The 21,466-nt window shown below is 74.3% G+C and carries 18 protein-coding genes and 2 pseudogenes; 10 read left to right on the top strand and 10 right to left on the bottom strand.

Features of this window, described 5'->3' with window-relative positions; all coding sequences use genetic code 11:
* Positions 1 to 76: 76 nt before the first annotated feature.
* Both glpK and ACIPRD_RS09415 read right to left on the bottom strand, forming a co-directional pair.
* Entirely contained in the window at positions 77 to 1,603 is a 1,527-nt protein-coding gene (gene glpK, locus ACIPRD_RS09420; protein WP_356405149.1) for a glycerol kinase GlpK, read from the bottom strand.
* A 58-nt stretch (positions 1,604 to 1,661) separates the two neighbouring features.
* Positions 1,662 to 2,429 carry an IclR family transcriptional regulator gene (locus ACIPRD_RS09415; protein WP_356405147.1) on the bottom strand — a complete coding sequence of 256 codons (768 nt, stop codon included), beginning with the start codon at positions 2,427 to 2,429 and terminating at the stop codon, positions 1,662 to 1,664.
* Positions 2,430 to 2,627: 198 nt separating this feature from the next.
* Between ACIPRD_RS09415 and ACIPRD_RS09410 the strand changes: the two genes are divergently transcribed.
* Complete coding sequence (locus tag ACIPRD_RS09410) at positions 2,628 to 3,053, top strand: ATP-binding protein (RefSeq protein WP_356405145.1); 426 nt, start codon at positions 2,628 to 2,630, stop codon at positions 3,051 to 3,053.
* 294 nt (positions 3,054 to 3,347) lie between these two features.
* Here ACIPRD_RS09410 and ACIPRD_RS09405 read toward each other — a convergent pair whose 3' ends face one another.
* The 3 genes from ACIPRD_RS09405 to ACIPRD_RS09395 all read right to left on the bottom strand — a co-directional run bounded on the left by ACIPRD_RS09405 (position 3,348) and on the right by ACIPRD_RS09395 (position 7,013).
* Entirely contained in the window at positions 3,348 to 4,307 is a 960-nt protein-coding gene (locus ACIPRD_RS09405; protein ID WP_356405143.1) for a GNAT family N-acetyltransferase, read from the bottom strand.
* 95 nt (positions 4,308 to 4,402) lie between these two features.
* Positions 4,403 to 5,284 carry a YegS/Rv2252/BmrU family lipid kinase gene (locus tag ACIPRD_RS09400; RefSeq protein WP_401561547.1) on the bottom strand — a complete coding sequence of 294 codons (882 nt, stop codon included), beginning with the start codon at positions 5,282 to 5,284 and terminating at the stop codon, positions 4,403 to 4,405.
* A 133-nt stretch (positions 5,285 to 5,417) separates the two neighbouring features.
* Positions 5,418 to 7,013 carry an FAD-binding oxidoreductase gene (locus ACIPRD_RS09395; protein ID WP_401561544.1) on the bottom strand — a complete coding sequence of 532 codons (1,596 nt, stop codon included), beginning with the start codon at positions 7,011 to 7,013 and terminating at the stop codon, positions 5,418 to 5,420.
* 117 nt (positions 7,014 to 7,130) lie between these two features.
* Between ACIPRD_RS09395 and ACIPRD_RS09390 the strand changes: the two genes are divergently transcribed.
* The 4 genes from ACIPRD_RS09390 to ACIPRD_RS09375 all read left to right on the top strand — a co-directional run bounded on the left by ACIPRD_RS09390 (position 7,131) and on the right by ACIPRD_RS09375 (position 11,197).
* Entirely contained in the window at positions 7,131 to 7,811 is a 681-nt protein-coding gene (locus ACIPRD_RS09390) for a TetR/AcrR family transcriptional regulator (protein ID WP_401561541.1), read from the top strand.
* Positions 7,808 to 9,403, top strand: a complete 1,596-nt coding sequence (locus ACIPRD_RS09385; protein WP_401561539.1) for a glycerol-3-phosphate dehydrogenase/oxidase — start codon at positions 7,808 to 7,810, stop codon at positions 9,401 to 9,403. Before ACIPRD_RS09390 ends, ACIPRD_RS09385 begins: the two co-directional genes overlap by 4 nt.
* Before the next feature lie 257 nt (positions 9,404 to 9,660).
* The gene (locus ACIPRD_RS09380) at positions 9,661 to 10,440 is read left to right on the top strand and encodes a DUF2071 domain-containing protein (RefSeq protein ID WP_356405133.1); all 780 of its coding nucleotides are present in this window, start codon (positions 9,661 to 9,663) and stop codon (positions 10,438 to 10,440) included.
* A 61-nt stretch (positions 10,441 to 10,501) separates the two neighbouring features.
* Complete coding sequence (locus ACIPRD_RS09375; protein ID WP_401561536.1) at positions 10,502 to 11,197, top strand: hypothetical protein; 696 nt, start codon at positions 10,502 to 10,504, stop codon at positions 11,195 to 11,197.
* A 9-nt stretch (positions 11,198 to 11,206) separates the two neighbouring features.
* Here ACIPRD_RS09375 and ACIPRD_RS09370 read toward each other — a convergent pair whose 3' ends face one another.
* Positions 11,207 to 11,653 carry a MarR family winged helix-turn-helix transcriptional regulator gene (locus ACIPRD_RS09370; RefSeq protein ID WP_356405129.1) on the bottom strand — a complete coding sequence of 149 codons (447 nt, stop codon included), beginning with the start codon at positions 11,651 to 11,653 and terminating at the stop codon, positions 11,207 to 11,209.
* Positions 11,654 to 11,831: 178 nt separating this feature from the next.
* Between ACIPRD_RS09370 and ACIPRD_RS09365 the strand changes: the two genes are divergently transcribed.
* Positions 11,832 to 12,245 carry a DUF1398 family protein gene (locus tag ACIPRD_RS09365; RefSeq protein ID WP_401561535.1) on the top strand — a complete coding sequence of 138 codons (414 nt, stop codon included), beginning with the start codon at positions 11,832 to 11,834 and terminating at the stop codon, positions 12,243 to 12,245.
* Positions 12,246 to 12,285: 40 nt separating this feature from the next.
* Here ACIPRD_RS09365 and ACIPRD_RS09360 read toward each other — a convergent pair whose 3' ends face one another.
* Entirely contained in the window at positions 12,286 to 13,491 is a 1,206-nt protein-coding gene (locus ACIPRD_RS09360) for an MFS transporter (RefSeq protein WP_401561532.1), read from the bottom strand.
* An 8-nt stretch (positions 13,492 to 13,499) separates the two neighbouring features.
* Here ACIPRD_RS09360 and ACIPRD_RS09355 point away from each other — a divergent pair.
* Positions 13,500 to 13,744, top strand: a pseudogene (locus ACIPRD_RS09355) (hypothetical protein); the annotation flags it as partial.
* A 413-nt stretch (positions 13,745 to 14,157) separates the two neighbouring features.
* Positions 14,158 to 15,105 carry a CAP domain-containing protein gene (locus ACIPRD_RS09350; protein WP_401561529.1) on the top strand — a complete coding sequence of 316 codons (948 nt, stop codon included), beginning with the start codon at positions 14,158 to 14,160 and terminating at the stop codon, positions 15,103 to 15,105.
* Positions 15,106 to 15,138: 33 nt separating this feature from the next.
* Here the strand turns inward: ACIPRD_RS09350 and ACIPRD_RS09345 are convergent, their stop codons facing one another.
* Positions 15,139 to 16,638, bottom strand: a complete 1,500-nt coding sequence (locus ACIPRD_RS09345) for a cytosine permease (protein WP_356405121.1) — start codon at positions 16,636 to 16,638, stop codon at positions 15,139 to 15,141.
* A gap of 343 nt (positions 16,639 to 16,981) precedes the next feature.
* Between ACIPRD_RS09345 and ACIPRD_RS09340 the strand changes: the two genes are divergently transcribed.
* Together ACIPRD_RS09340 and ACIPRD_RS09335 are read left to right on the top strand one after the other, a co-directional pair.
* Positions 16,982 to 17,986: a serine hydrolase gene (locus tag ACIPRD_RS09340; protein WP_401561526.1), complete on the top strand. Its 1,005-nt coding sequence runs from the start codon at positions 16,982 to 16,984 to the stop codon at positions 17,984 to 17,986.
* A gap of 126 nt (positions 17,987 to 18,112) precedes the next feature.
* Positions 18,113 to 19,207 carry an NAD(+)/NADH kinase gene (locus ACIPRD_RS09335; protein ID WP_401561524.1) on the top strand — a complete coding sequence of 365 codons (1,095 nt, stop codon included), beginning with the start codon at positions 18,113 to 18,115 and terminating at the stop codon, positions 19,205 to 19,207.
* Positions 19,208 to 19,233: 26 nt separating this feature from the next.
* On the opposite strand, the pseudogene ACIPRD_RS09330 reads toward ACIPRD_RS09335, so the two are convergent.
* Positions 19,234 to 19,350: pseudogene (locus ACIPRD_RS09330) on the bottom strand (AraC family transcriptional regulator); the annotation flags it as partial.
* A 21-nt stretch (positions 19,351 to 19,371) separates the two neighbouring features.
* Positions 19,372 to 21,162, bottom strand: coding sequence for a sigma-70 family RNA polymerase sigma factor (locus ACIPRD_RS09325; protein WP_401561522.1), 1,791 nt, complete (start codon positions 21,160 to 21,162; stop codon positions 19,372 to 19,374).
* Positions 21,163 to 21,466 lie beyond the last annotated feature (304 nt).

Here is a 21,466-nt window from a genome sequence, read left to right as displayed (position 1 = left end):
GCCAGGCCCCGGCAACGGCAACAGCGACAGCCGGCCCTCGCTCCCTCCCTCGCGGGTGGGGGCGGGGGCCGGCCGCTCACGCCGGCCCGGGCTCCGGCTTCGGCGGCTTGACCCAGCCGAGGGAGCGTTCGACGGCCTCCTGCCAGTTCTCGTACTCCGCCTCGCGGTGGGCGGGGTCCATGCCGGGCAGCCACTGGGCGGCCCGGTGCCAGTTGCGGCGCAGCACCTCCAGGTCGGGCCAGTAACCGGCGGCGAGGCCCGCGGCGTAGGCGGCGCCGAGGGAAACCGTCTCCGCGACCAGGGGACGTACCACGGGCACGTCGAGGACGTCGGCCACGAACTGCATGAGGAGGTTGTCGGAGGTCATGCCGCCGTCCACCTTCAGCTCCCGCAGCGCCACGGCGGAGTCGGCGTTCATGGCGTCGACGACCTCACGGGTCTGCCAGCCGGTGGCCTCCAGCACGGCACGGGCCAGATGCCCCTTGGTGATGTACGCGGTGAGGCCGACGATGACCCCGCGCGCGTCGCTGCGCCAGCGGGGGGCGAACAGGCCGGAGAAGGCGGGCACGATGTAGCAGCCGCCGTTGTCCTCGACGGTGCGGGCGAGGGTCTCGATCTCGGGCGCGCTGCTGATCAGCCCCAGCCGGTCGCGGAACCACTGGACCAGGGAGCCGGTGACGGCGATGGACCCCTCCAGGGCGTACACGGGCCGCTGGTCGCCGATCTGGTAGGCGACGGTGGAGAGCAGGCCGTGCCGGGAGCGCACGAGGTCGTGGCCGGTGTTGAGCAGCAGGAAGCTGCCCGTGCCGTACGTGCATTTCGCCTCGCCCGGGGAGAAGCAGGTCTGGCCGAACAGGGCCGCCTGCTGGTCGCCGAGCGCGGCGCCGATGCGGACGCCGGGGACGAGGGTGCGGGCCTCGCCGTAGATCTGCACCGAGGATCTGATCTCGGGCAGCATCGGCCGCGGCACACCGAACAGCTCCAGGAGTTCCTCGTCCCAGGTGAGGGTGCGGATGTTCATCAGCATGGTGCGGCTGGCGTTCGTGGGATCGGTGAGGTGCAGGCCGCCGTCGGCGCCGCCGGTGAGGTTCCAGATCAGCCAGCTCTCGATGGTGCCGCACAGCACGTCGCCGTCCTTCGCGCGCTGTTCCAGGCCCTTGACGTGGTCGAAGAGCCAGCGCAGGCGCAGCGCCGAGAAGTAGGTGGAGGGGGGCAGGCCGCACCGGTCGAGGAAGAAGTCCTCCCCGGGCCGCTCCCTGAGCTCCTCGACGAGCGGGGCGGTACGGGTGTCCTGCCAGACGATCGCGCGGCTCACCGGGGCGCCGGTGTGCCGGTCCCACACGACGATCGTCTCCCGCTGGTTCGCCAGTCCCACGGCGGCGATCTGGTCGGCCTCGACACCGGCGGCGGAGAGCGCCTCGGGGACCACGCGCCGCAGGTTCTGCCAGATCTCGACGGCGTCGTGCTCGACCCAGCCGGGCTTCGGGAAGTACTGGTGGTGCTCCTTCTGGGCGACCGACACCAGCCGTCCCTGATGGTCGAACAGGATGCATCGAGTGGAGTTGGTGCCCTGGTCGATGGACATCACATACCGTTCAACCATGATCGGGTTCGCCTTCCGGTGGCTTGCGGAGGGACGTGCGCCAGGGGAGCCGCCGGGCCTACCAGCGCGTGGCGCCCAGGTCTCTGGAGATCGCCCGGGCTCCTTCCCGGAGCAGGGTGATCAGGGCGGGCCACGGCCGCCCCTGACCGTCGCAGATCCTCTCTACCGGACCGGACACCCCGAGGGCCCCGACGACGAGGCCGCCATGCCCCCGGATGGGCGCGGCCACCCCGGCCTCACCCATGATCATCTCCTGGATCTCGGCGGCCCACCCCTGTTCCCGGACCTCGGCGAGCGCCTGGCCGAGCTGCTCCGCGGTGACGAGGGTGTGCCGGGTGTAGGCCTCCGGTCCGGTGTCCGGGTCCTCCTCCAGGGTGGCGGTCCCGTAGGCCAGCAGGACCTTGCCGAGGGAGGAGGCGTGCAGGGGGAGCAGCGACCCCGTGTCGAGGGTCTGCAGGGTGTCGTCGGGCCGGAACACATGGTGGATGACCAGCACCTTCCCTTCCAGGGGCGTGCCCAGCCGTACCGCCTCCCCGCTGCGGGCCGCCAGGGCGTCGGCCCAGTTCAGGGAGCGCGAGCGCAGCTCGTTGACGTCGAGGTAGCTGGTGCCGAGGTGCAGCAGGGCGGCCCCGAGCTGGTATTTCCCGGTCGCCGCGTCCTGCTCGACGAAGTCGACGTGCTGGAGGGTGCGCAGGATGCCGTGGGCCGTGCCCTTGGCGAGCCCGAGCGAGGCCGCCACCTCCCCGAGCCCGAGTCGGCGCGGGCCTCCCGCCAGCAGGCGCAGGATCGCCGCCGCCCGTTCGATCGACTGGACTGGGCCGGCCATGAGCTGAGCCTATTACCGCCGCGAGCGGTTCGCTTGGTGTGTGTCCGCGCACCTGGGCACGGGAGTGGCCGCTGCCGTTCGGTAATGCCGACCGCCGTTCATTGACCGGCGCCGTCAGGTGTTCCTACCGTGCAGCAGAGCCTGGCGGAAGTCCGGGCCCGGCGCCCCACCGGCGTCGTTCACCCCGATGGAGACAAGATGGTGGTACAGCTCAGCACGCTGGCCGGGGAGGCGCACGAGGACGTGTGTCCGATGCCCCCCGTCGCCGGGTCCGTGTCGGTCGCCCGCCGACGGGCGCGCGCGGTCCTCGCCGACTGGGGCGTCGCTCCGGACATCGTGGAGGACGCTCTCCTGGTGGTGTCGGAACTCGTCACCAACGCGATCGTCCATGCCCTGCCTCCGGCGGAGCTGCGTCTGTCGTGGCGCCGCGAGGACGGCTTCGAGACACTGCGCGTGGAGGTCGGCGACGCCGGTCCCGCCCTTCCGGACGGCATCTCGCCGCCCGGCATCGACCCCGACGAGCACGGGCGCGGCGAGGAGATCGTGCACGCCCTGGCGACCCGCCACGGCCTCCGCGTCCGCCTGGGCGGGGTCACCCGCTGGGCCGAACTGGTCGCCTTCTGAACGGCGCGGCACCGGCCTGAGGTCCGCAACGGCACGGTCCGGAACAGCACGGTCCGCAACGGCACCCCCTGACATCCGGCGGGACCGGCGGGGACACGTCTCCCCCCGTCCACCCGGAGCACCCGCACCTCGCCGTCGATCCCCGCCGTGTCTCCCCCGCATCGGCTCCGGCCCCCGGCCTCCCTCCGCGACCGGTACACCCGGCGCCTCCCTCCAGCGCATCGACCGGAACGTCCGCCCCGCGGCTCCCCCAGCCCCAGCCCTGCCCCACCCCCGCCTCCGGACAGCGTGTCCTCACTCCGGCGGGCCGGTCAGGGCCCTGCCGTAGACCGTGGAGCTGCGGCGGACGGACATCCCCATCCGCTGGTACAGCGGCAGCGCCCCGGTCTCCGAGTGCGTCCACAGGGTGCAGGTCCGCTTCCCTTCGCGGCGGCAGGCGCGGAACGCCTCCGTCAGCAGCAGGCCGGCGATGCCCCGGCCCCGGTGGTCGCGCCGTACGGCGATCCGCTCGACGTACCCCTCGTCCCGGCCCGGATCGTCCAGGGACAGCACCGCGCCGACCATCTCGCCGCCCGCGAAGGCGAGCGGAGAGGCCCCGGGGGCGAACGTCTCGCGGGCCACGCAGTGCCCGGCCCACTCCTCGTAGGGCAGCCGGCGCGGCTGCCACTCGGCGAACGCGTCCTCGGTGAGCCGGTAGGCCTCCTGTTCGTCACCCGGGCGGAAGGACCGCACGGTGATCCCGGACGGGGGCGCGATCACCGGCGGCTCGGCGGCCAGCCCGATCTCCAGGAGCCATTCGGTGACGAACGGGAGATAGCCGTTGGCCCGTACGAGCGCGATCGCCGCCCGGTCGCCGTCCGGGACGGTCTGGGCCAGCCGGTCGCTGCCCGCCTCGCGGGCCCGCGCCTCCGCCCACGCGAGCAGCGCGGTGCCGATGCCGCGTCCGCGGTGAGCGGGGTGGACGTCGGCTCTGAAGCGCCGTCCGCGCTTCACCCAGCCCCAGCCCGCGGGCTCCTCGCCGGGGCCCTGGACGAGCACCGTGTCGAGCCGGGGGTCCACGCCGGGCAGGGTGAGGTCGGCGGTGACCGCGTCCGCGCCGGTCACGGCACGACCGTACAGCTCGCGCTCGCAGGCGCCGACCAGGCGGTGGATCGCTTCGCCGTCGGCGGTGGTCGCCGCCCGGACCCGGTAGCCCGGCAGCCGGATCGGGACTGCTCCGGCCGTGGTGCGCCCCTGTGCCATCCGTTCGCTCATGTCGACCGGAATACCCCTCCCCGGGCGCCGCGCAATCAAGGAACCGTGGCCGGGCCGTAGCTTGGCACCCTCCCCCGGCGGACCGGGGCGGCCCGTCAGCAGAGGACCGCCAGGTCGCCGGGGCGTACCCGGACGGTGACCGGCAGGGTGGCCTCGACCTCGCCGTCGGCGCCGTAGGGCACGGGGCGGGAGGACTCGATGCGCAGTTCGCGGCCCTGGAGGACCTGTACCTCGGGGCGGCGGACGTGGGCGCCGGTCTTGAGTTCGTTCATGAGGGCGAAGAAGAGGCGGCGCGGGGCCTCGCGGATCAGGACGATGTCGAGCAGCCCGTCGTCCACCTCGGCGGACGGGGCGATGATGCGTCCGGAGCCGTAGTAGGGGGAGTTGGCGGCGACGACGGTGTAGCCGCGGTGGGTGTGGGTCACGCCGTCGACGGTGACGCGGTAGTCCGCGGGCCGCCAGGTGGTGACCGCGCGCAGGCCGCCCGCGTAGTAGGAGGCGGCGCCGCGCAGGAGCCGGGACTCGTTGGCGTGGCGGTTGGCGAGCGCGTCGACGCCGGCGTAGACGCTGCCGAGGACCACCGTGCGCGGGTGGACGGCGGATTCCACCTCGATGGTGTCGACGTGCCGGGGTTCGCCGTCCAGCAGGATGCGGGCCAGGGCCTCGGGGTCGGCCGGGAGGCCCAGGGCGCGGGCGAAGTCGTTGCCGCGGCCCGCGGGTATGAGGCCGAGGACCGCGTCGGTGCCGCTCAGCGCGCCGCCGATGCCGCCCGCCATGCCGTCGCCGCCGACCGCCAGCACCACCCGGCCCGCCGCCCCGGCGTCCCGGGCGATCTCCCGCGCGTGGGCGAGGCTGTCGCTGTACTCGGTCTCCAGGGTGGCGCCGGCCTCGCGCAGCAGCCGGGCCACCTGGAGCAGGGTCGCCGCCCCGGTGGAACCGCCCGCGGTCGGGTTGACGATGGCGGTGAACTGTCGCATCGATGTGCCTCCGGGGCGGGTGCGGTGGGACGGGCCGGTGGATTCGTGAGGAGGGGGGCGGGGCGGGCCGCGGGCAACCCGTCGGACGGGGTCGCGGCCCCGGGCCGGGTACGCGGCCCGGGCGGGGTCCGGCTCAGTCCACGGGCAGCAGGATGCCGGGGTTGAGCAGCCCCTCGGGGTCGAGGCCGTGCTTCACGGCGCGCAGGGCGTCGACGGCGAGCGGTCCCGCTTCGCGGACGTACCAGTCCCGGTGGTCGGTGCCCACGCCGTGGTGGTGGGAGATGGTGCCGCCGGCGGCCAGGACGGCCTCGTTGGCCGCGTGCTTGGCCGGTTCCCAGTGGGCGACGGGGTCGTCGCCCTGCGCGCTGACGACGGTGAAGTACAGGGAGGCGCCGTTCTCGTACACGTGCGAGATGTGGCACATGACCAGCGGCGGGGTGCCCGCGCGGGTGAGGGTGTCGGTGAGCGCGCCGCGCACGGCGGCGTACAGCCCGGGGAGCCGGGACCAGAAGGCGGCCGTCTCCAGGGTCTCGGCGAACGCGCCGGTGTCGAGCAGGGCGTCGCGCAGGTAGGGCGCGGAGTAGCGGCCGTGGGCCCAGCGCTCGCCGGGTCCGGTCCCGGCGGGGGTGCCGCCGCAGGCCTCCAGTACGGCGGCGGCGCGCTCACGGCGGTGGGCGACGTCCTCGGCGGTGCCCTCGTAGCCGGTGATCGCCAGGCACCCGGCGTCGCCGCCGGACGGGCCGGCGCCGATCTCGTCGGGCTGGGCGAGGCCGATGAAGGTCTCGGTCTCGTCGGACAGCCGCAGGACCGTGGGGCGGGGCCCGTCCTGGGCGAGCCGGCGCAGCGCGGCGGTGCCCTCCTCGAAGGAGGGGAAACGCCAGCCCTCGTAATGGCACCGCTCCGGCAGGGGGCGGATCCGTACGGTGACGGAGGTGATGACGCCGAAGGCGCCCTCGGAGCCGAGGATGAGCTGGCGCAGGTCGGGGCCGGCGGCCGAGCGGGGGGCGCGGCCGGTCTCGACGGTGCCGCGGGGCGTGGCGAGGGTGAGGCCGAGCACCATGTCGTCGAAGCGGCCGTACCCGGCGGAGGCCTGGCCGCTGGAGCGGGCGGCCGCGAAGCCGCCGATGGTGGCCCACTCGAAGGACTGCGGGAAGTGTCCGAGGGTGAACCCCTCGGCGGCGAGCAGGGCTTCGGCCTCGGGGGCGCGAAGTCCCGGCTGGAGCACGGCGGTCCGGGAGACCGGGTCCAGTTCGAGCAGGGCGTTCATGCGGCGCAGGTCAAGGGCGACGAAGTCCCGCCGGCGCGGGGCGAGTCCGCCGACGACGCTGGTCCCGCCGCCGAAGGGGACGACGGCGAGCCGGTGCGCGGCGCAGGCCCGCAGCACGGCGAGCACCTCGTCGTGGCTGCCGGGCAGGACGACGGCCTGGGGGATGTCCGTGACGTCGCCCGCGCGCATGCGCAGCAGGTCGGGGGTGGACTTGCCGCGGGTGTGCCGGATCCGGCTCTCCGCGTCGGTCCGGACGTGTTCCTCGCCGCCGGCCGCCTCGGCGAGCGCGCGCAGCGCCGCCGGTTCCGCCGTGGTGCCGGGGACGGAGACGTCCTCCAGCTCCGCCGCTCCGGAGACGCGCGGGGGCTTGACGCCGAGCATGTCGCGCAGCAGGCCGGTCACTTCACCGGGCAGCGGGGCCGCCTTGGCCGGGTCGCCCCAGCCGTTCCACAGCATGTCCATTGAACGGTCGTCCTCACAAGGTCGGTTCGCTCGGCGCGCGCCCAAGACGCTTCTTCGCAGGGCCGGTTGACGGGGCAACATGGCCCGCCCCGCTCCCGGGGCGTTACACTGTTACACATGACGTCTATTCGTCACAACCGTTCGGACGCCGACACCGTGCTCGACGCGGTGCGCGACTGCGTCCTGGCCGTCGGCGTGCGCCGGACCACCCTCGCCGACGTGGCCCGCCGCGCCGGCGTCTCCCGGATGACGCTGTACCGGCGCTGGCCCGATCTGCAGGCCCTGGTGGGCGATCTGATGACCCGCGAGTGGCTGGCCGTGGCCGCCAGGGCGATGCCCCCCGGCACCGGCGGCCCGCAAGAAACCGGCGACCGGGAAGGCACGGGCGACCCGAAGGCCACAGGCGGCGCCGACGGCACCCCCGCCACCGGCGGGCCGGACGCGCGGACGCGCATCGTGGACGGACTGGTCACCGGCGTCGCCGCGTTCCGGGCCCATCCCCTGTTCCGCAAGATCGTCGACGTCGACCCCGAACTGCTCCTGCCCTACGTCCTGGACCGGCGCGGAGCGAGCCAGGAGGCGCTGCTCGGGCTCCTCGGCGACGCGCTGCGCGAGGGCCACGCGGACGGCTCGGTCCGCGTCACGCACACCGGGCGGCAGGCCCGGAGCGTGCTGCTGACCGTGCAGTCCTTCGCCCTGTCGCTCCGCACGATGACCGACGAGGACGACCCCGAACTCGACACCGGTGCCTTCCTCGGCGAGCTGCGCACCCTTCTGGAGAGGACCCTCACCCCATGAGCTCCACCGGCAACCACGCCGAACCCTCCGGCGCCGCAGCGGGATCGTCCCTGGACGCCGCCCGGCGCACCCGCGACCTGACCGCGGCGACGGACGGACGGGTCGCGGACGTCCTGGTCGTCGGACTCGGCGCGACCGGGGCGGGGGCCGCGCTCGACGCGGCCGCGCGCGGACTCGACGTCGTCGCGGTCGACGCGCACGACCTGGCCTTCGGCACCTCCCGCTGGAGCTCCAAGCTCATCCACGGCGGCCTGCGCTACCTCGCCTCCGGCCAGTTCGACGTGGCACACGAGAGCGCGGTCGAGCGGGGCGTGCTGATGACCCGTACGGCACCGCACCTGGTGGCGGCCCAGCCCTTCGTCCTGCCGCTGACCCCGCTCGTGACCCGGGCGCAGGCCTCCCTGGCCTGGGCCGGGTTCCGGGCCGGCGACATGCTGCGGATGGCCGCCCGCACCCCGCGCCAGGTGCTGCCCGCGCCGCGCCGCCTCTCCGGCACCGAGGCCCGGCATCTCGCGCCGTCGGTGCGCGCCGCCGGGCTGCGGGGCGGCCTGCTGTCCTGGGACGGCAAGGTCACCGACGACGCCCGGCTGGTCACCGCCCTCGCCCGTACCGCGGCCGCGCGCGGCGCCCGCGTGCTCACCCGGGTCCGGGTGCTGGAGCTGACCGCCTCCGGGGCCCGGATACGCGACGAACTCACCGGCGAGGAGGGCGAGATCAGGGCCCGTGCGGTGATCAACGCCACCGGTGTGTGGGCCGGCGGCCTCGTCGACGGCATCCGTGTCCGCCCCTCCCGGGGCACCCACCTGGTCCTGCGCTCCGAGCGGCTCGGCGCGCTCCCGGCGGGCCTGCACGTCCCCGTGCCCGGGGAGACCAACCGCTTCGTGCTGGTGCTGCCCCAGGGCGACGGCCGGACCTACGTCGGGCTCACCGACGAACCGGTCGAGGGCGAGATCCCGGACGAGCCGGAGGTGCCGGAGACGGACATCGGCTTCCTACTGGACGTGCTCGGCTCGGTCCTCGCCACGCCGGTGCACCGGGACGAGGTCGACGGCGCCTTCGCCGGGCTCCGCCCGCTTCTCGACACCTCGGGCGACGACGGCTCCGCCGCCCGGACCTCCGACATCTCCCGCCGGCACGCGGTCCTCACCTCGGCGGAGGGCGCGGTGACCGTGGTCGGCGGGAAGCTGACCACGTACCGCAGGATGGCGCAGGACGCCGTCGACGCCGCGGTCGCCGCCCACCGACTGCCCGCGGGCCCCTCCCTCACCGCCACGCTGCCCCTCGTCGGCGCCGCCGCGCCGGGCCGGCTGCGTTCCCTGCCCGCTCCCGACCGCCTGGTCCGCCGGTACGGCACCGAGGCGCCTTCCGTGCACGAACTCGCCGTGCGCGAGCCCGCGCTGGCCGAGCCCGTCCTCCCCGGGCACCCCGTCACCCGCGCCGAACTCCTCTGGGCGGTCCTGCACGAGGGCGCCCTCGACCCCTCCGACCTCCTGGACCGGCGCACCCGCATCGGCATCGTCCCGGACGACCGCGCCGAGGCCCTCGGCATCGCGCGCGAGCTGCTGGAGCGGGCGGCGCCCGCGCGCCACTGACACCCCGCGCCGAGGCGGGGACCTCGTCGGCCCGCGGGATCTCGCCCCCGGGCCTCGGGGCTCCTCCGCCCGGCCGAGGATCCCGCCACCGGACACCGAGGCTCCCCCGCCCGGCCGAGGATCTCGCCACCGGACACCGAGGCTCCTCCGCCCGGCCGGGGATCCCGCCACCCGACACCGAGGCTCCCCCGCCCGGCCGGGGATCCCGCCGCCGGGCACCGGGGTTTCGCCGCCGGGCTCCGGGGCATTCGGGGCGCGTGGTCTCGTACGGGCCGGAACTGCGGGTGCGCGTCCCCGTGCTGTACGCCGGCTGGCTGACCCAGGCGTTCGTCCACTGGCCCTGCCCCCTGGAGCGGGTGCGGCGGCTGGTGCCGGACGGCCTGGCGGTGGACACGTTCGACGGCACCGCGTGGGTGAGCCTCACCGCGTTCGTGATGTCCGGCCTGCGGCCGGCGGCTCTGCCCGCGGCCCTGCCCGGACCGCCGGACTTCCCCGAGACCAATCTGCGCACCTATGTACGGCGGCGGGACGGCCGCGAGGGCCTGTGGTTCCTGTCCCTGGAGGTGGGGAGTGCGGCGATGCTCGCCGCCCGCGCGGTGGGCGCCCCGGCCCATGCCGCACGGCTGTGCGTGGCGCGGGGCGCCGGCACGGTGACGTACACGGGCTCACGGGGGCGCACGGGACCGTCGTACCGGCTGGTCGTCCGCCCCGGTGAGCCGCTCGTGCCCACTGCGCGGGACGTCTGGCTGACCACGCGCTGGCGCGCCTGCACCCGGTCGCTCGGCGTGCTGTGGGAGACACCCGTCGAACACCCGCCGTTCCCCCTGCGTGCGGCCGGTCTCGACGGCTTCTCGGAGACGCTCACCCTGGCGGTGGGCCTGCCGCCGCCGGTCCACGAGCCCCTGGTGCACTTCTGTGACGGGATCCGGGGGGTACGGGTGGGCGCCTCGCGCCCTTTCGGCCCCGCGCGGCCGGCGCGTGACCGCGCGCGGCGGCGCGGGAAAGGGGACCATCACGGGGAGGGAAGCCCCGCGTGAGCGAACACGGGCGGCGGAGTCCCTCACGGGCGGACACGGGCAGGGAAGGAGGGGCACCCGCATGAGCGTGCTGTTCTCGCTGCGCTCCAGGGGGGACGGGGGCACCGGGCCGGGCGCCGGGTCCGCGGCCCGTCTGCGTTTCGACGGCCGGATCGCCGGTGTGGGAACCGCGTCCGGGACGCGCGTGGTGCTGGGGCACTGGGCGCGGACCCCGTTCGGCTCGTTCAGCGACGTGATGGTGGAGGAGCCTGACGGCCACCGCACGCTGCTGGCCCCCACCCGGCAGACCGCGGGATTCATCGCGGGCACCTACACCTTCGAGGAGGTGCGGGTCGTCCCCGTGGAGGTCCATGTCGCCGGGAACCGCTGGACAGTACGGGCCGGCCGGCTCCTCGACCTGTCCTTCACCGTCGGCGGGCGCGGGGCGCTGGGCGCGGTGCTGCGGATGATCCCGCGGGAGCTCGCCGCGCGGCCGGCCTGGTCCGCCGTCACGGATCCGGCCGCCCGCCTGCTCATGGGCGTCCGCACCCGCGGAAGCGCCGGCGGCGGACGGTACGAGTGGTACGGCGCCCACGACCTGCACCGGATCACCTCCGCGCGGGCCGTGTACCGGGGCCGGGACCTCGGCCGGCTCGCGCCCGTGGCCCCGCCCGTGCGGTTCGGCTTCGGCTCGACGCCCCGCACCCCTTCCGTCGTACGGGTGTGTACGACGGTGCGGCTGAACGGCGGTGAGCCCTGGGACCCGTCGGCGCGGTGAGACAGCCCCTCAGGGGGTGCCCGTGGGCCCCTCCTGGCGGTCGAGCGCGTCCAGCAGGCGGCGCAGCGACGCCCGCGTGGCCCGGATCTCGTCCTCGGGGACGTCCCCGAAGAGGGTCCGGTGCTGTTCGGCGGCCCGGACGGTGACGCGCGCCAGGGATTCCCGGCCGGCCGGGGTGAGCGTCAGCAGGGGCGAGCCCCGGTGGTCGGGGTTGGGTTCCAGGGCGGCGAGGTCCTGGGCCACGAGGTCGTTGGCGACCCGCTGGACGTTCTGACGGCTGACGCCGAGCCTGCGTGCCGCCTGGGCCACGGTGAGCGGGTTGTCGGACGCCACGGAGAGCACCTGCCAGCGGGCCTGGGTGAGCCCTTCCGCGCCGGCGGTCCGCTCTCCCAGCCGCCGCAGCGCGCCCGCCGCCTCGAACACGTCGGCGACCAGTAGGGCTGCCTCGTCCCGCATCTCACGCCTCCCGCATGACAACACGCTGCCGGTACGACAACAGAGTGCCACAAGGGACAGGAGAGCGGCCGCGCCACACTTTGACAACATGTTGTCGTAATGGCAGTGTATTGACATGTCGGACCGCAGCCGGCGATCCCGCCGCGGCGGACATCACCTCACCCGTACGGAGAAACCCATGACCACCGCCCTCACCCGTGTCCAGGACGCCCTGGCGCGTGCCGCCGCCGTCCGCCCGAAGGTGGGCGGGTTCCCGTACCTCGCCGAGGCGCTCCGCCGCGCCGGGGTCACACACTGCGTGATGACCGTGCCGGCCGGCACGATGCTCTACCTCACGGACGCCGGGGCCGTCCTCGCACAGGGCGAGCCGCTGACCGGCGGCATGACCGAGGTGGCCCCCTTCGACCGCGAGGCCCTGATCGCCGCGCTGCGCGCGGACCAGGCGGGCGAGACCGCCTTCCCCGAGTTCGTTCGGGGCTGCTGGCAGGCAGGCGTGGTCCGGTACGACGTCGACCTGGACGCCCGCACCTGCACCTACCACGGCGCCGGCGGCGACCGCTACGTCGAGAGCTACGTCCACGTGGAGATCTGACGGCCCCGGCGGTCCGGTTCCGCACCCGCTCCCGGAGCCGTCACGCCACGCGCGGCGGGCTCAGCCGCACCCGGATGCCCACGGCGGTGACGAGGAGGACCGCGCACACCGTGAAGACCATGCCGGCGTCGCGCACGCCGAGCGCCACGGCGAGGGCGCCCACGCCGACGACGGGCAGGGAGATGCCCAGGTAGGCGATGACGAAGAAGGCGGAGATGGTGGCACCCCTGCGCTCGGGCGGTGCCGCGGAACTCACCGCGGTCAGCGCCGCGCGGAAGGCCATGCCCTGCCCGACCCCGCCCGTCACCGCCCCGGCCAGCAGCACCGGGAAGGACGCGGTGAGGAGCGAGGCGCCCACCAGGAGCAGCCCGGCGACGAGCACGACGCAGCCCCAGGGCAGTGCGGGACCCGCGCCGAGGCGCCCCATGAGCAGCTGACCGACGGTCGAGGAGCAGAAGACGCAGAAGACGACGGCTCCCGTGACCGCCAGGTTGTGCTCCCCCAGCGTCTCGGCGAGGAAGGCCGGGGCCACCGCCGTGAAGAGGCCCAGCAGGGCGAAGCCCGCGAAGGCGGCCAGCGCGCAGGGGGTGAACACCCCGCGCACCTCCGGCGGGACCGTCATGCCCTGGGGGCGCAGCGGGGGCCGCCGCCCCGGGTGGCGCACGGTCTCGGGCAGGAGAAGGGTGACGGCGGCGGCGACGGCGAGCAGTGCCAGGTGGACCAGGAAGGGCAGGGTCAGCGGCCAGGGCGCGTACTCGGCGAGCAGTCCGGAGACCAGCGGGCCGAGACCGAGGCCGCCCATGTTGGCCGCGGTGGCCGCGAGAGCGGCCCGCCCCCGCGCTTCGGGCGGTGCCAGGTCGAGCACGGCGGCGGTGCCCGTGCCGCTGAGCAGCCCCGCCGAGAATCCGGACAGCACGCGGCCGGTGAACAGCAGCGGCAGTCCCCCCTCGGCCAGGAAGCACACCGCGCTCAGCGCGGCCAGGGCCAGCGCGCACAGCAGCACCGGCCGCCGCCCCAGGACGTCGGACGCGCCGCCGGCGACCAGCAGCGCGACGATGACGCCCACCGCGTAGACGGCGAACACCACCGTCACGATCAGCTCGGAGAACCCGATCCGCTCCCGGTACAGCCCGTACAGCGGCGTCGGCAAGGTGGTGCCCATCATCCCCACGGCGAAGACGCCCGCCGCGGCTCCGTAGCCCGGCCGGCGGCGGGGCCGGGCGGGCGTGGCCTCGGTGTCGATCACACCTCACCATAGGCACAGCGGCCCGCCGGGGCCCGCGCTCCGGAGAAGCCCGCCCCCCTTGTTCACCGGGAGACCCGGCCCGCCTCCACCCGAGGACCCGGACCCCGTCCACGGGAATCCGCCCTCCGCAGGCACGCGGGCCGCGCCCGTCGCGGGAGGTGCCGATCGGGCCCTGCGCCTGGCGCGCGCGGAACACGACCACCTCCACCACCTCGCCGGTGCGCCGCCGGGACCGCCCCCGGATCCCCGGAGGGCGCCGGTTCCGTGACATGCGTCACCTCGATCCTTGTTCCGGACCCGCGGCGGAGTGGGCGACTGTCTGCTGACAAATAGGATTTGTCCGTCATGATCCACGAGGTGGCCGCCCCCGGAGTGACGGCCTTTCACCGGTTCCGGACTTTTGCTCGCCTTTGCAAATCCGGCGGGCTCCTGACGGGGCGGCAGGCGCCGCACACGCCCGTGGGCACCGGTGCTGCACGCCGGCGCACGCTTGGCAAACGCCGGCCTCCCTACGAAGCGGCGTAGTACGAAGCGCTCTTTGCGCTCCCTGTGAAGGCGTCCTAAGAATGACGACCGCAAGGGGGCGCCTTCCGCGGTTCGGAGGGCGAAGTCCGCGCAGAGGCAGCCGCAGAAGGGGCGCTCGGCGACTACCGGGTGAGGTCACGCATGAGTAAGCACCGCAAGAAGCCGCAATTCCGACGGATGGTCATCGCCGCGGTGGTCGTGAGCGCGGTGGGCATACCGTCCGCCGCCATGGCCTGCACCGACTGGGGGCGCGGGTCGGACTCCCCCGCCTCCTCGGCTCCTCGGGCCGCGGAGAAGGACTGGTGGTACGCCACCGAGCGCGCCCAGGCAGGGGACGACCGGAGCCCCTCCGCGAACGGCACCGGGTCCGGCACCCCCTCGGCGACGCCCTCGAAGACCGCGACCGCCGTGCCGCTGCGCGCGGAGAACGGCTCGCAGGACGGCGCGAGGGGCCATCAGGCGCCGCGGAAGGCCGGGGCCACGCCCACCGCGCGGACGCACCGCTCCGAGCCGGCTCCCCGTGCCACGGCCTCGGCGCCCGCACCCCGGGCCACCGTGAGCGCCGTTCCCACCGTCCGCACGGCGCACGCCACTGCGACCGCGTCGCCGGTCACCCCGGCCGCGACCGCACCGGCCACCACCGCTCCCGCCGCCACGTCCGCCCCCACGGCGACGGCGACGCCGAGCGCCCCGCAGACCGCCGCCACGGCGTCCTCGACGGTGGCCCGGATCGTGCAGCTGGTCAACGCGGAGCGCGCCAAGGTCGGCTGTTCCGCCGTGACCCTCAACTCGACGCTGGACAAGGTCGCGCAGGCGCACAGCGCCGACATGGCGGCCCACCAGAACATGTCGCACACCGGTTCCGACGGTTCCGCGCCCGGCGACCGGCTCACGAGCGCCGGCTACGCGTGGAGCACGTACGGCGAGAACGTGGCCTACGGCTACGCGACGCCCGAGGAGGTCATGGCGGGCTGGATGGCGAGCCCCGGCCACCGCGCCAACATCCTCAACTGCTCCTTCAAGGAGATGGGTGTCGGCCTCGCCCAGCCCGGCAGCTACTGGACGCAGGACTTCGGCACCGCCCGGTAGGACGGCACCGAAGTCCCTGCACCGGCCGGCGCCTCAGGCGCCCGGGTCCGGCTCGGCGTGCTCGTGCGCGGTCCGCTCCACGTCCGGCTCGGCGTGCTCGTGCGCGGCCCGCTCCAGCTCGTCCGCCTCAGCGTCGGCCAGGGCGGCCTCGGCCGCCACGTCGATGGAGCGGGTCAGCCACCAGTAGAGCGCGGCGGAGACCGGCAGTCCGATGAACAGGGAGATGTCGGCTCCGCCGAGCGCCTTCGCGGCGGGGCCGACGTACAGGGTGCCGACCGAGAAGAACGGGATCATCACCGCGAACCCGACCAGGTAGGCGATGATGCCGTGCCAGCCCCAACGGCCGTAGATGCCGTTCGGGTTGAAGATCTCGGCGACGGCGTAGCGGCCCCGGCGGACGACGTAGTAGTCCATCAGGTTCACCGCGGTCCACGGGATGAACAGGTAGAGCACCAGCAGCAGGAAGTTGTTGAAGTTCTCCAGGAAGTGGGCCGTCGCGGCCAGCGCGCCGACCAGCGACAGCAGCGCGGTCAGTCCGATGGTGACCAGGCGGACGCCCAGCGTCGGACGCACCCGCTTGACCGAGTCGATGGCGCTGATCAGGGTCAGCGAACCGCCGTACATGTTCAGGGCCGTGACCGAGATCAGGCCCAGCGCGGCGAAGAGCAGCACGATCGCGCCGAAGCCGTTGAACACCTTGTCGCCGGCGGCGTCGATCGAGGCGATGGTGTCGAAGTTCTTGCCCGCCCAGGCGGCCAGCAGCGCACCGAGCACCATCAGCCAGACACCGCCGAGCGCGGAGCCGAAGTAGGTCCAGTAGAAGGTCTTGCGGACCGTGACGCCGGGCGGCAGGTAGCGCGAGTAGTCCGAGACGTAGATGGCCCAGCTGATCTGGTACCCGGCGACGACCCCGAACTGGGCCAGGAACGGCGTCAGTTTGAAGCCGCCCAGGTCGAACGAACCGGCGGGGTAGTGCAGATAGACCAGGACGCCGACGGTGAAGACCCCGAAGATGACGAGGAAGGTGTACGTCAGGACCCGTTCGGCCTTGTGGATGACGTCGTAGCCCACGAGCGCGATGACGGCGGCGACCACGGTGACCACGACGACCCACAGTTTGACGCCGCCGTGGAGCGTGGTGTGCAGGGCGTCGGCGGTGAGGATCGTGTTGAAGACGTTGAACCCCGCGTACTGGACGTAGGCGAAGAGCCACACCAGGAGGGCGCCGACATAGCCGAACTGCGGCCGCGACTGGATCATCTGCGGCAGGCCCAGCTGGGGCCCCTGGGCCGAGTGGAAGGCCATGAAGAAGGTGCCGATGACCGTGCCGGCCACGATCGCGAGGAGCGACCAGACGAGATTACCGCCCTCGGTGATGCTGATCAGCCCGACCGCGAGGGTGGCGATCTGGGCGTTGGACATGAACCACAGGGGGCCCAGGTGCCAGAGTTTGCCGTGCCGCTCGCTCAGGGGAACGTAGTCGATCGACCGGACCTCCAGACCTGAGACCCTCGGCTCGACTGATGTGCTCATGACGCCTCCCGAAGCTGATGCCGCCCCATTGATCACAGTCTCCTCCGTGATCACGGCGACCAGAAGAGTCCGGTGGCGGAAATTGATCATTTCTTGGCCGAATCACAGCGGGTCATGACGGGTCATGGCGCACGAAGGATCGCACCGCGCGGCGGACGCCGGGATCACGCGGTGCGAGGAGAGGTCACCGTCGGTCCGCCCATCGCCTCGCGACCGCTGTCGCCCTGCTCACACTTCGGCCCCAGGGGCGGTCCGCGTGGCCGCCGTCACTTCGCCGAGCGGCCGTTTTGTTTACGTTCGCAGTGCTGTGTCCCTGCTCCCAGGAATACCGAGGCCGCCCACCATGCCGTATCCGCTCCACCGCCCGAAGTACCAGCCGCGTCCCGCGAGGACCAGGTCCCGGGGCGGCCGCACGGCGGTGTCCGGCGTGGTCACGGCCGCGGCGACGGCACTGCTCGTGGCCGGCGCGCTCCACGCGACCCCGGCGACGGCGGCCCCTCTCGCCTCCGCCGGCCAGGCCGCCTCCCGGACCGGCTCCTCCTCCCCCTCCCCTTCCTTCGCCGGCTCCCACGCCTCCGGCTTCGCGGCGTCGGTGCGGGCCGAGGGCCAGGCGCGGGTGACGGCCGCGGTGCTGGATCTCGACGCGCGGGGCGGGAAGACGGCCGTCTACGGCGAGGACGCCCCGTACGACACCGCGAGCATCATCAAGGTCGACATCCTCGCGACGGCGCTGCTCCAGGCCGAGGACTCCGGACACCCGCTGACCACGGCGAAGCGCGCCCAGGCGAAGGCCATGATCGAGCACAGCGACAACGCCTCCGCGAACGCCCTGTGGCGGCACATCGGCCGCGCCGACGGGCTGGAGGCCGCCAACAAGCGGCTGGGGCTGAAGGCCACCCGAGGTGGTCCGGACGCCCGGTGGGGCCTGACCCGGACGACCGCGAGCGACCAGATACGACTGCTGCGCGCCCTGTTCGACGCCGGGCCCGCGGACGGGACCGCCGGCGGTTCCGCCGCGAAGCCGGGCCACGGACCGGCCCTCGGCACCACCTCGCGCGCCTACGTCCGCAAGCTGATGGGCCAGGTCGCCGACGAGCAGTCCTGGGGCGTCTCGGCGGCGGGCGGTACGCACGGCTCGGGTCACGACCCGAAGGCCGCCCTGAAGAACGGGTGGCTCCAGCGGAACTCGACCGGCCTGTGGGACATCAACAGCGTCGGCCGGATCACCTCGGGCGGACACCACTACCTGGTCGCCGTCCTCTCGGACGGCAACAAGTCGATGAAGGACGGCGTCGCCCTGGTCGAACGCGCGGCCCGCACGGCGGTCTCCTCGACGAACCGGCACTGACGGCGGCGCTGCCCCGCGAGGGGACGGCGAAGACGCCGCGAGCGGCCGAAGGCGGCGTGGCGTGCGGGGCCGGCGCCCGCTCGCCGGTGAGGATGGCACTCCGTGCGATCCGGCTGGGAGGCGGAGATGACGGTGAACCGTGTCGGCCTGGTCGTGCACGGCGGACGGCCCGAGGCCGTGGCGGCCGCCGACGCCGTGCGCGCGTGGTGCGCCGAGCACGCCGTGGGGTGCGCCGCCATCGACGTGTGGCAGGAGGGCGAGCGGCACAGCGCCCGCGAGGAGGTCGACTCCGCCGGGGACCCGGACCTCATCGTCACCCTCGGCGGCGACGGTACCTTCCTGCGCGGCGCCCGGCTCGCGGCCGAGAACGACGCCCTGGTCCTCGGTGTCGACCTCGGGCGGGTGGGGTTCCTGACGGAGGTCCCGGCGACCGCGGTGCGCGCCGCCCTGGACGCCGTGCTCGAGGAGCAGATCACCGTCGAACGCCGGATGATGCTCACCATGCGGGCGTCCTGCCGGCTCGAGGTGCCCTCGCACATGGAGGCGCTGGTGCGGTACGGCCGCGGTCCGCTGCTGCCCCCGCCCCGCGTGCGCACGGACTGCGAGAGCGGGGACGACTGGGGAGTCGCCCTGAACGTCACCGCGCTGAACGACATCGTCCTGGAGAAGCTCGCCCGGGACCGGCAGGTGTCGGCCGGCGTCTACATCGCCGGCCGGCTCCTCGCGTCCTACTCCGCCGACGCCCTGCTGGTGGCCACGCCCACGGGTTCGACCGCGTACAGCTTCGCCGCCGGCGGGCCGGTCGTCTCCCCGCGCGCGGAGGGGCTCGTCTTCACACCGGTCGCCCCGCACATGGCGTTCAACCGGTCGGTGATGGCCGCCCCCGACGAGCCCATCGCGCTGCGGGTGCTCGAACGGTCCGGCCAGGCCGCCGTCAGCGTCGACGGACAGGTGCGGGGGGTGCTCGACCCGGGCGACTGGATCGGCGTGTACGCCGCTCCCCGCCGGCTCAAGGCGGTCCGGCTGGGACCGATGGACTTCTACGGCCGCCTGCGCGAGCGCATGAACCTCACCGACGCGCCGGCCGCCGTCGCCGACGGAACCGCGGCTCCCCTGTGGCCGGTCACCACCCGCCCCCCGGGAGACCTCGCCCACCTCGCCCTGCCCCCGATGCCCGACGACACCCCGCCCCTCCCGGGGGACACGCCCCGCCGCCCCTGAGGGCGTTCGGGGGCATGCCGCTCCGTTCAGCCGCGCTCGGGTTCCACCGGGCGCCACAGTTCGGCGTCGGCCTCGGCCGTCCGCGGCGAAAGGCGGACACGCAGGATCTCGGGGCCGGTGCGGGTGCGATACGGATTCGACGGGACCACTCGGTTGTGCCCGGGTCAGAGCTTGGCGCCGAAGTCCTGGGTCCACCACGGGCCGCCCGTCCCCTTGTGCACGCCCACGCCGATGTCCTTGAACGCGCAGTTGAGGATGTTGGCGCGGTGGCCGGGGCTCTTCATCCAGGCGTCCATCACCGCGGCCGGGGTGGCCTGGCCCTTGGCGATGTTCTCGCCGTAGGTGGACCAGCGGTAGCCCGCGGCGGTGATGCGCTCGCCGGGGTCGGCGCCGTCCGGGTTGGTGTGGTCGAAGAAGTCACGGGCGGCCATGTCGTCGGACTGGCCCTGGGCCGCCTTCTCCAGGTCCGGGTCCTCCGTGAGCGCGCCGCAGCCGGCGGTCGCCCGCTCCTTGTTCACCAGCGCGACCACCTGGGCCACGGTGTCCGCCGGTGCCGACTGCAACTGGGCCGGGGCGGTGGCGGTCCGGGACGGCTGCGGGGTCCGGGGCGACGACGGCGAGGGCTTGGGGGTGGGGCGCGGGGAAGCGGGTGCCGGGGCCTTCGTGGACGCGGGGGCCGACGGCGGCACGGTCGGCGGTGCCGGGACCGGCGCCGGGGAGGCCGGGGCCTCGGTCTCGGACGGCGACGGGGCGGGGAGCGGGTCCCCCACGGCGCGTGCGGCGGCGGTGGCGCCGGATCCGGTGCCGGGAGCGGTGCCGAAGGGGCCGTAGTACCAGAGGCCGCCGCCCGCCACGCAGGCGGCCACGACGACTCCGCCGACGACCCGGCGCCGGACCCGCCTGCGCCGGCGGGCCTCGCCGCGGGACGCCGAGCGGCCGCGCGAGGCGCGGTGGCGGGCGGCCGGGTCCGCTGTGTCACGGTCCGCGGAGGACCGCCGCCCGGCGGTCCGGGCTCCGCCGGACCCCGCCCCGTCGGTCCCGGTCGTCTCGGTCCCCGGCTCGGCGGCCCCCGCTCCGGCGGACTCGTCTCCGGTGTTCCTGGGCGCCGGGACGTCGAACGCGGTGGTGTCGAGCGCGGTCGCCGAGCCCGCCGGGGCCGTCCCGAGGGCGGAGCGCACCCTGGCCAGCAGCGCGGGCGTGGCCGCGACCAGTGCCAGGCCGGCGAGCAGCCCCTCCGCGGGCATCAGCCCGCTCCACAGGCCCGCGCAGCGCACGCACTCACGGGCGTGCCGGGCTATTCGCTTGCGCCACAGCGCCGAGGGCCGGCCGTCCCAGGAGGCGAGTCCGCCGCGCAGTTCCTCGCACATGGGGTGCGTGTCGAGGGCCCGCACCACCACCCGCGCCGCTTCGAGCTGGGCCTTCATCCGCTGTACCCGCACGGCCGTGTGCTGGGGCGACAGTTCCAGGGCCGAGGCGACCTCGGCGCGGGTGAGTTCCCCGGCGCATTCCAGCCACCACAGCGACAGCAGGGCGCGGTCGTCGGGTTCGAGCCAGCGCGTGGCGCGCGCGGTCTCCTGGCGCTGTCCGGACAACTGGAGCCGCAGCATGGTCAGATCGACGAAGTCGGCGCCCGGGTCGGCGAGTCCGGCCGCGTCGTCGACGATGCCCTGGGCGGCCTGCCGGTGCTGCCAGTGGACCCGCACCTGGTTCATCGCGATGGCCACGAGCCAGGAGCGGAAGCTTTCGGGGGCCCGCAGGCCGGGGAGCGCGTCCAGGGCCCTGAGCATGGTCTCCTGCACGATGTCGTCGACATCGACCGAGCCGTTCAGCGCCCGTCCCACGACGTTGTAGACCAGCGGCAGATACGTGCCGATCAGGGCGTCCTGAGCCTCCGGGTCCCCCGCCCGGGCAGCGCTCACGAGTGCCGCCGGCTCCACCGCGTGCTGTGACCTCATCAAAAAGCTTCCCTGTCCTCGACGCCGGACGAGCTGTCCGATACCTGGGAGACCGTTTCGCCTGTGTCGGATAACAGTTCTTCGCAGACGTGTTCCACGAGAGGTTCACAGCACGGGCACAGCGACCGCAAGGAAACACGTCACACAGGGCGGCCTCACCCGTCCCGGGCGGGGGGTGGCTTCGCAGGTCCCGGCCCGGTCATCGGATCCTCGAAGCCGGTGATGGATTCTTCAACTTCGCTATGAGCGAGGCGAGTTGTCGTGCGAGACTCGCGCCGGCCGTGCGCCGAGGACGCCGTCACGG

The organism is Streptomyces sp. NPDC090108 (assembly GCF_044747185.1).
GTDB lineage: Bacteria > Actinomycetota > Actinomycetes > Streptomycetales > Streptomycetaceae > Streptomyces.
Note: the sequence above shows the minus strand (reverse complement) of the source record. Positions and strands in the feature narration are given on the sequence as shown.

Bases quoted from the DNA above. Each gene is read 5' to 3' on its own strand.
- glpK (WP_356405149.1), bottom strand. From the start codon at position 1,603: ATGGTTGAACGGTATGTGATGTCCATCGACCAGGGCACCAACTCCACT.
- ACIPRD_RS09415 (WP_356405147.1), bottom strand. From the start codon at position 2,429: ATGGCCGGCCCAGTCCAGTCGATCGAACGGGCGGCGGCGATCCTGCGC.
- ACIPRD_RS09410 (WP_356405145.1), top strand. From the start codon at position 2,628: ATGGTGGTACAGCTCAGCACGCTGGCCGGGGAGGCGCACGAGGACGTG.
- ACIPRD_RS09405 (WP_356405143.1), bottom strand. From the start codon at position 4,307: ATGAGCGAACGGATGGCACAGGGGCGCACCACGGCCGGAGCAGTCCCG.
- ACIPRD_RS09400 (WP_401561547.1), bottom strand. From the start codon at position 5,284: ATGCGACAGTTCACCGCCATCGTCAACCCGACCGCGGGCGGTTCCACC.
- ACIPRD_RS09395 (WP_401561544.1), bottom strand. From the start codon at position 7,013: ATGGACATGCTGTGGAACGGCTGGGGCGACCCGGCCAAGGCGGCCCCG.
- ACIPRD_RS09390 (WP_401561541.1), top strand. From the start codon at position 7,131: ATGACGTCTATTCGTCACAACCGTTCGGACGCCGACACCGTGCTCGAC.
- ACIPRD_RS09385 (WP_401561539.1), top strand. From the start codon at position 7,808: ATGAGCTCCACCGGCAACCACGCCGAACCCTCCGGCGCCGCAGCGGGA.
- ACIPRD_RS09375 (WP_401561536.1), top strand. From the start codon at position 10,502: ATGAGCGTGCTGTTCTCGCTGCGCTCCAGGGGGGACGGGGGCACCGGG.
- ACIPRD_RS09370 (WP_356405129.1), bottom strand. From the start codon at position 11,653: ATGCGGGACGAGGCAGCCCTACTGGTCGCCGACGTGTTCGAGGCGGCG.
- ACIPRD_RS09365 (WP_401561535.1), top strand. From the start codon at position 11,832: ATGACCACCGCCCTCACCCGTGTCCAGGACGCCCTGGCGCGTGCCGCC.
- ACIPRD_RS09350 (WP_401561529.1), top strand. From the start codon at position 14,158: ATGAGTAAGCACCGCAAGAAGCCGCAATTCCGACGGATGGTCATCGCC.
- ACIPRD_RS09345 (WP_356405121.1), bottom strand. From the start codon at position 16,638: ATGAGCACATCAGTCGAGCCGAGGGTCTCAGGTCTGGAGGTCCGGTCG.
- ACIPRD_RS09340 (WP_401561526.1), top strand. From the start codon at position 16,982: ATGCCGTATCCGCTCCACCGCCCGAAGTACCAGCCGCGTCCCGCGAGG.
- ACIPRD_RS09335 (WP_401561524.1), top strand. From the start codon at position 18,113: ATGACGGTGAACCGTGTCGGCCTGGTCGTGCACGGCGGACGGCCCGAG.
- ACIPRD_RS09325 (WP_401561522.1), bottom strand. From the start codon at position 21,162: ATGAGGTCACAGCACGCGGTGGAGCCGGCGGCACTCGTGAGCGCTGCC.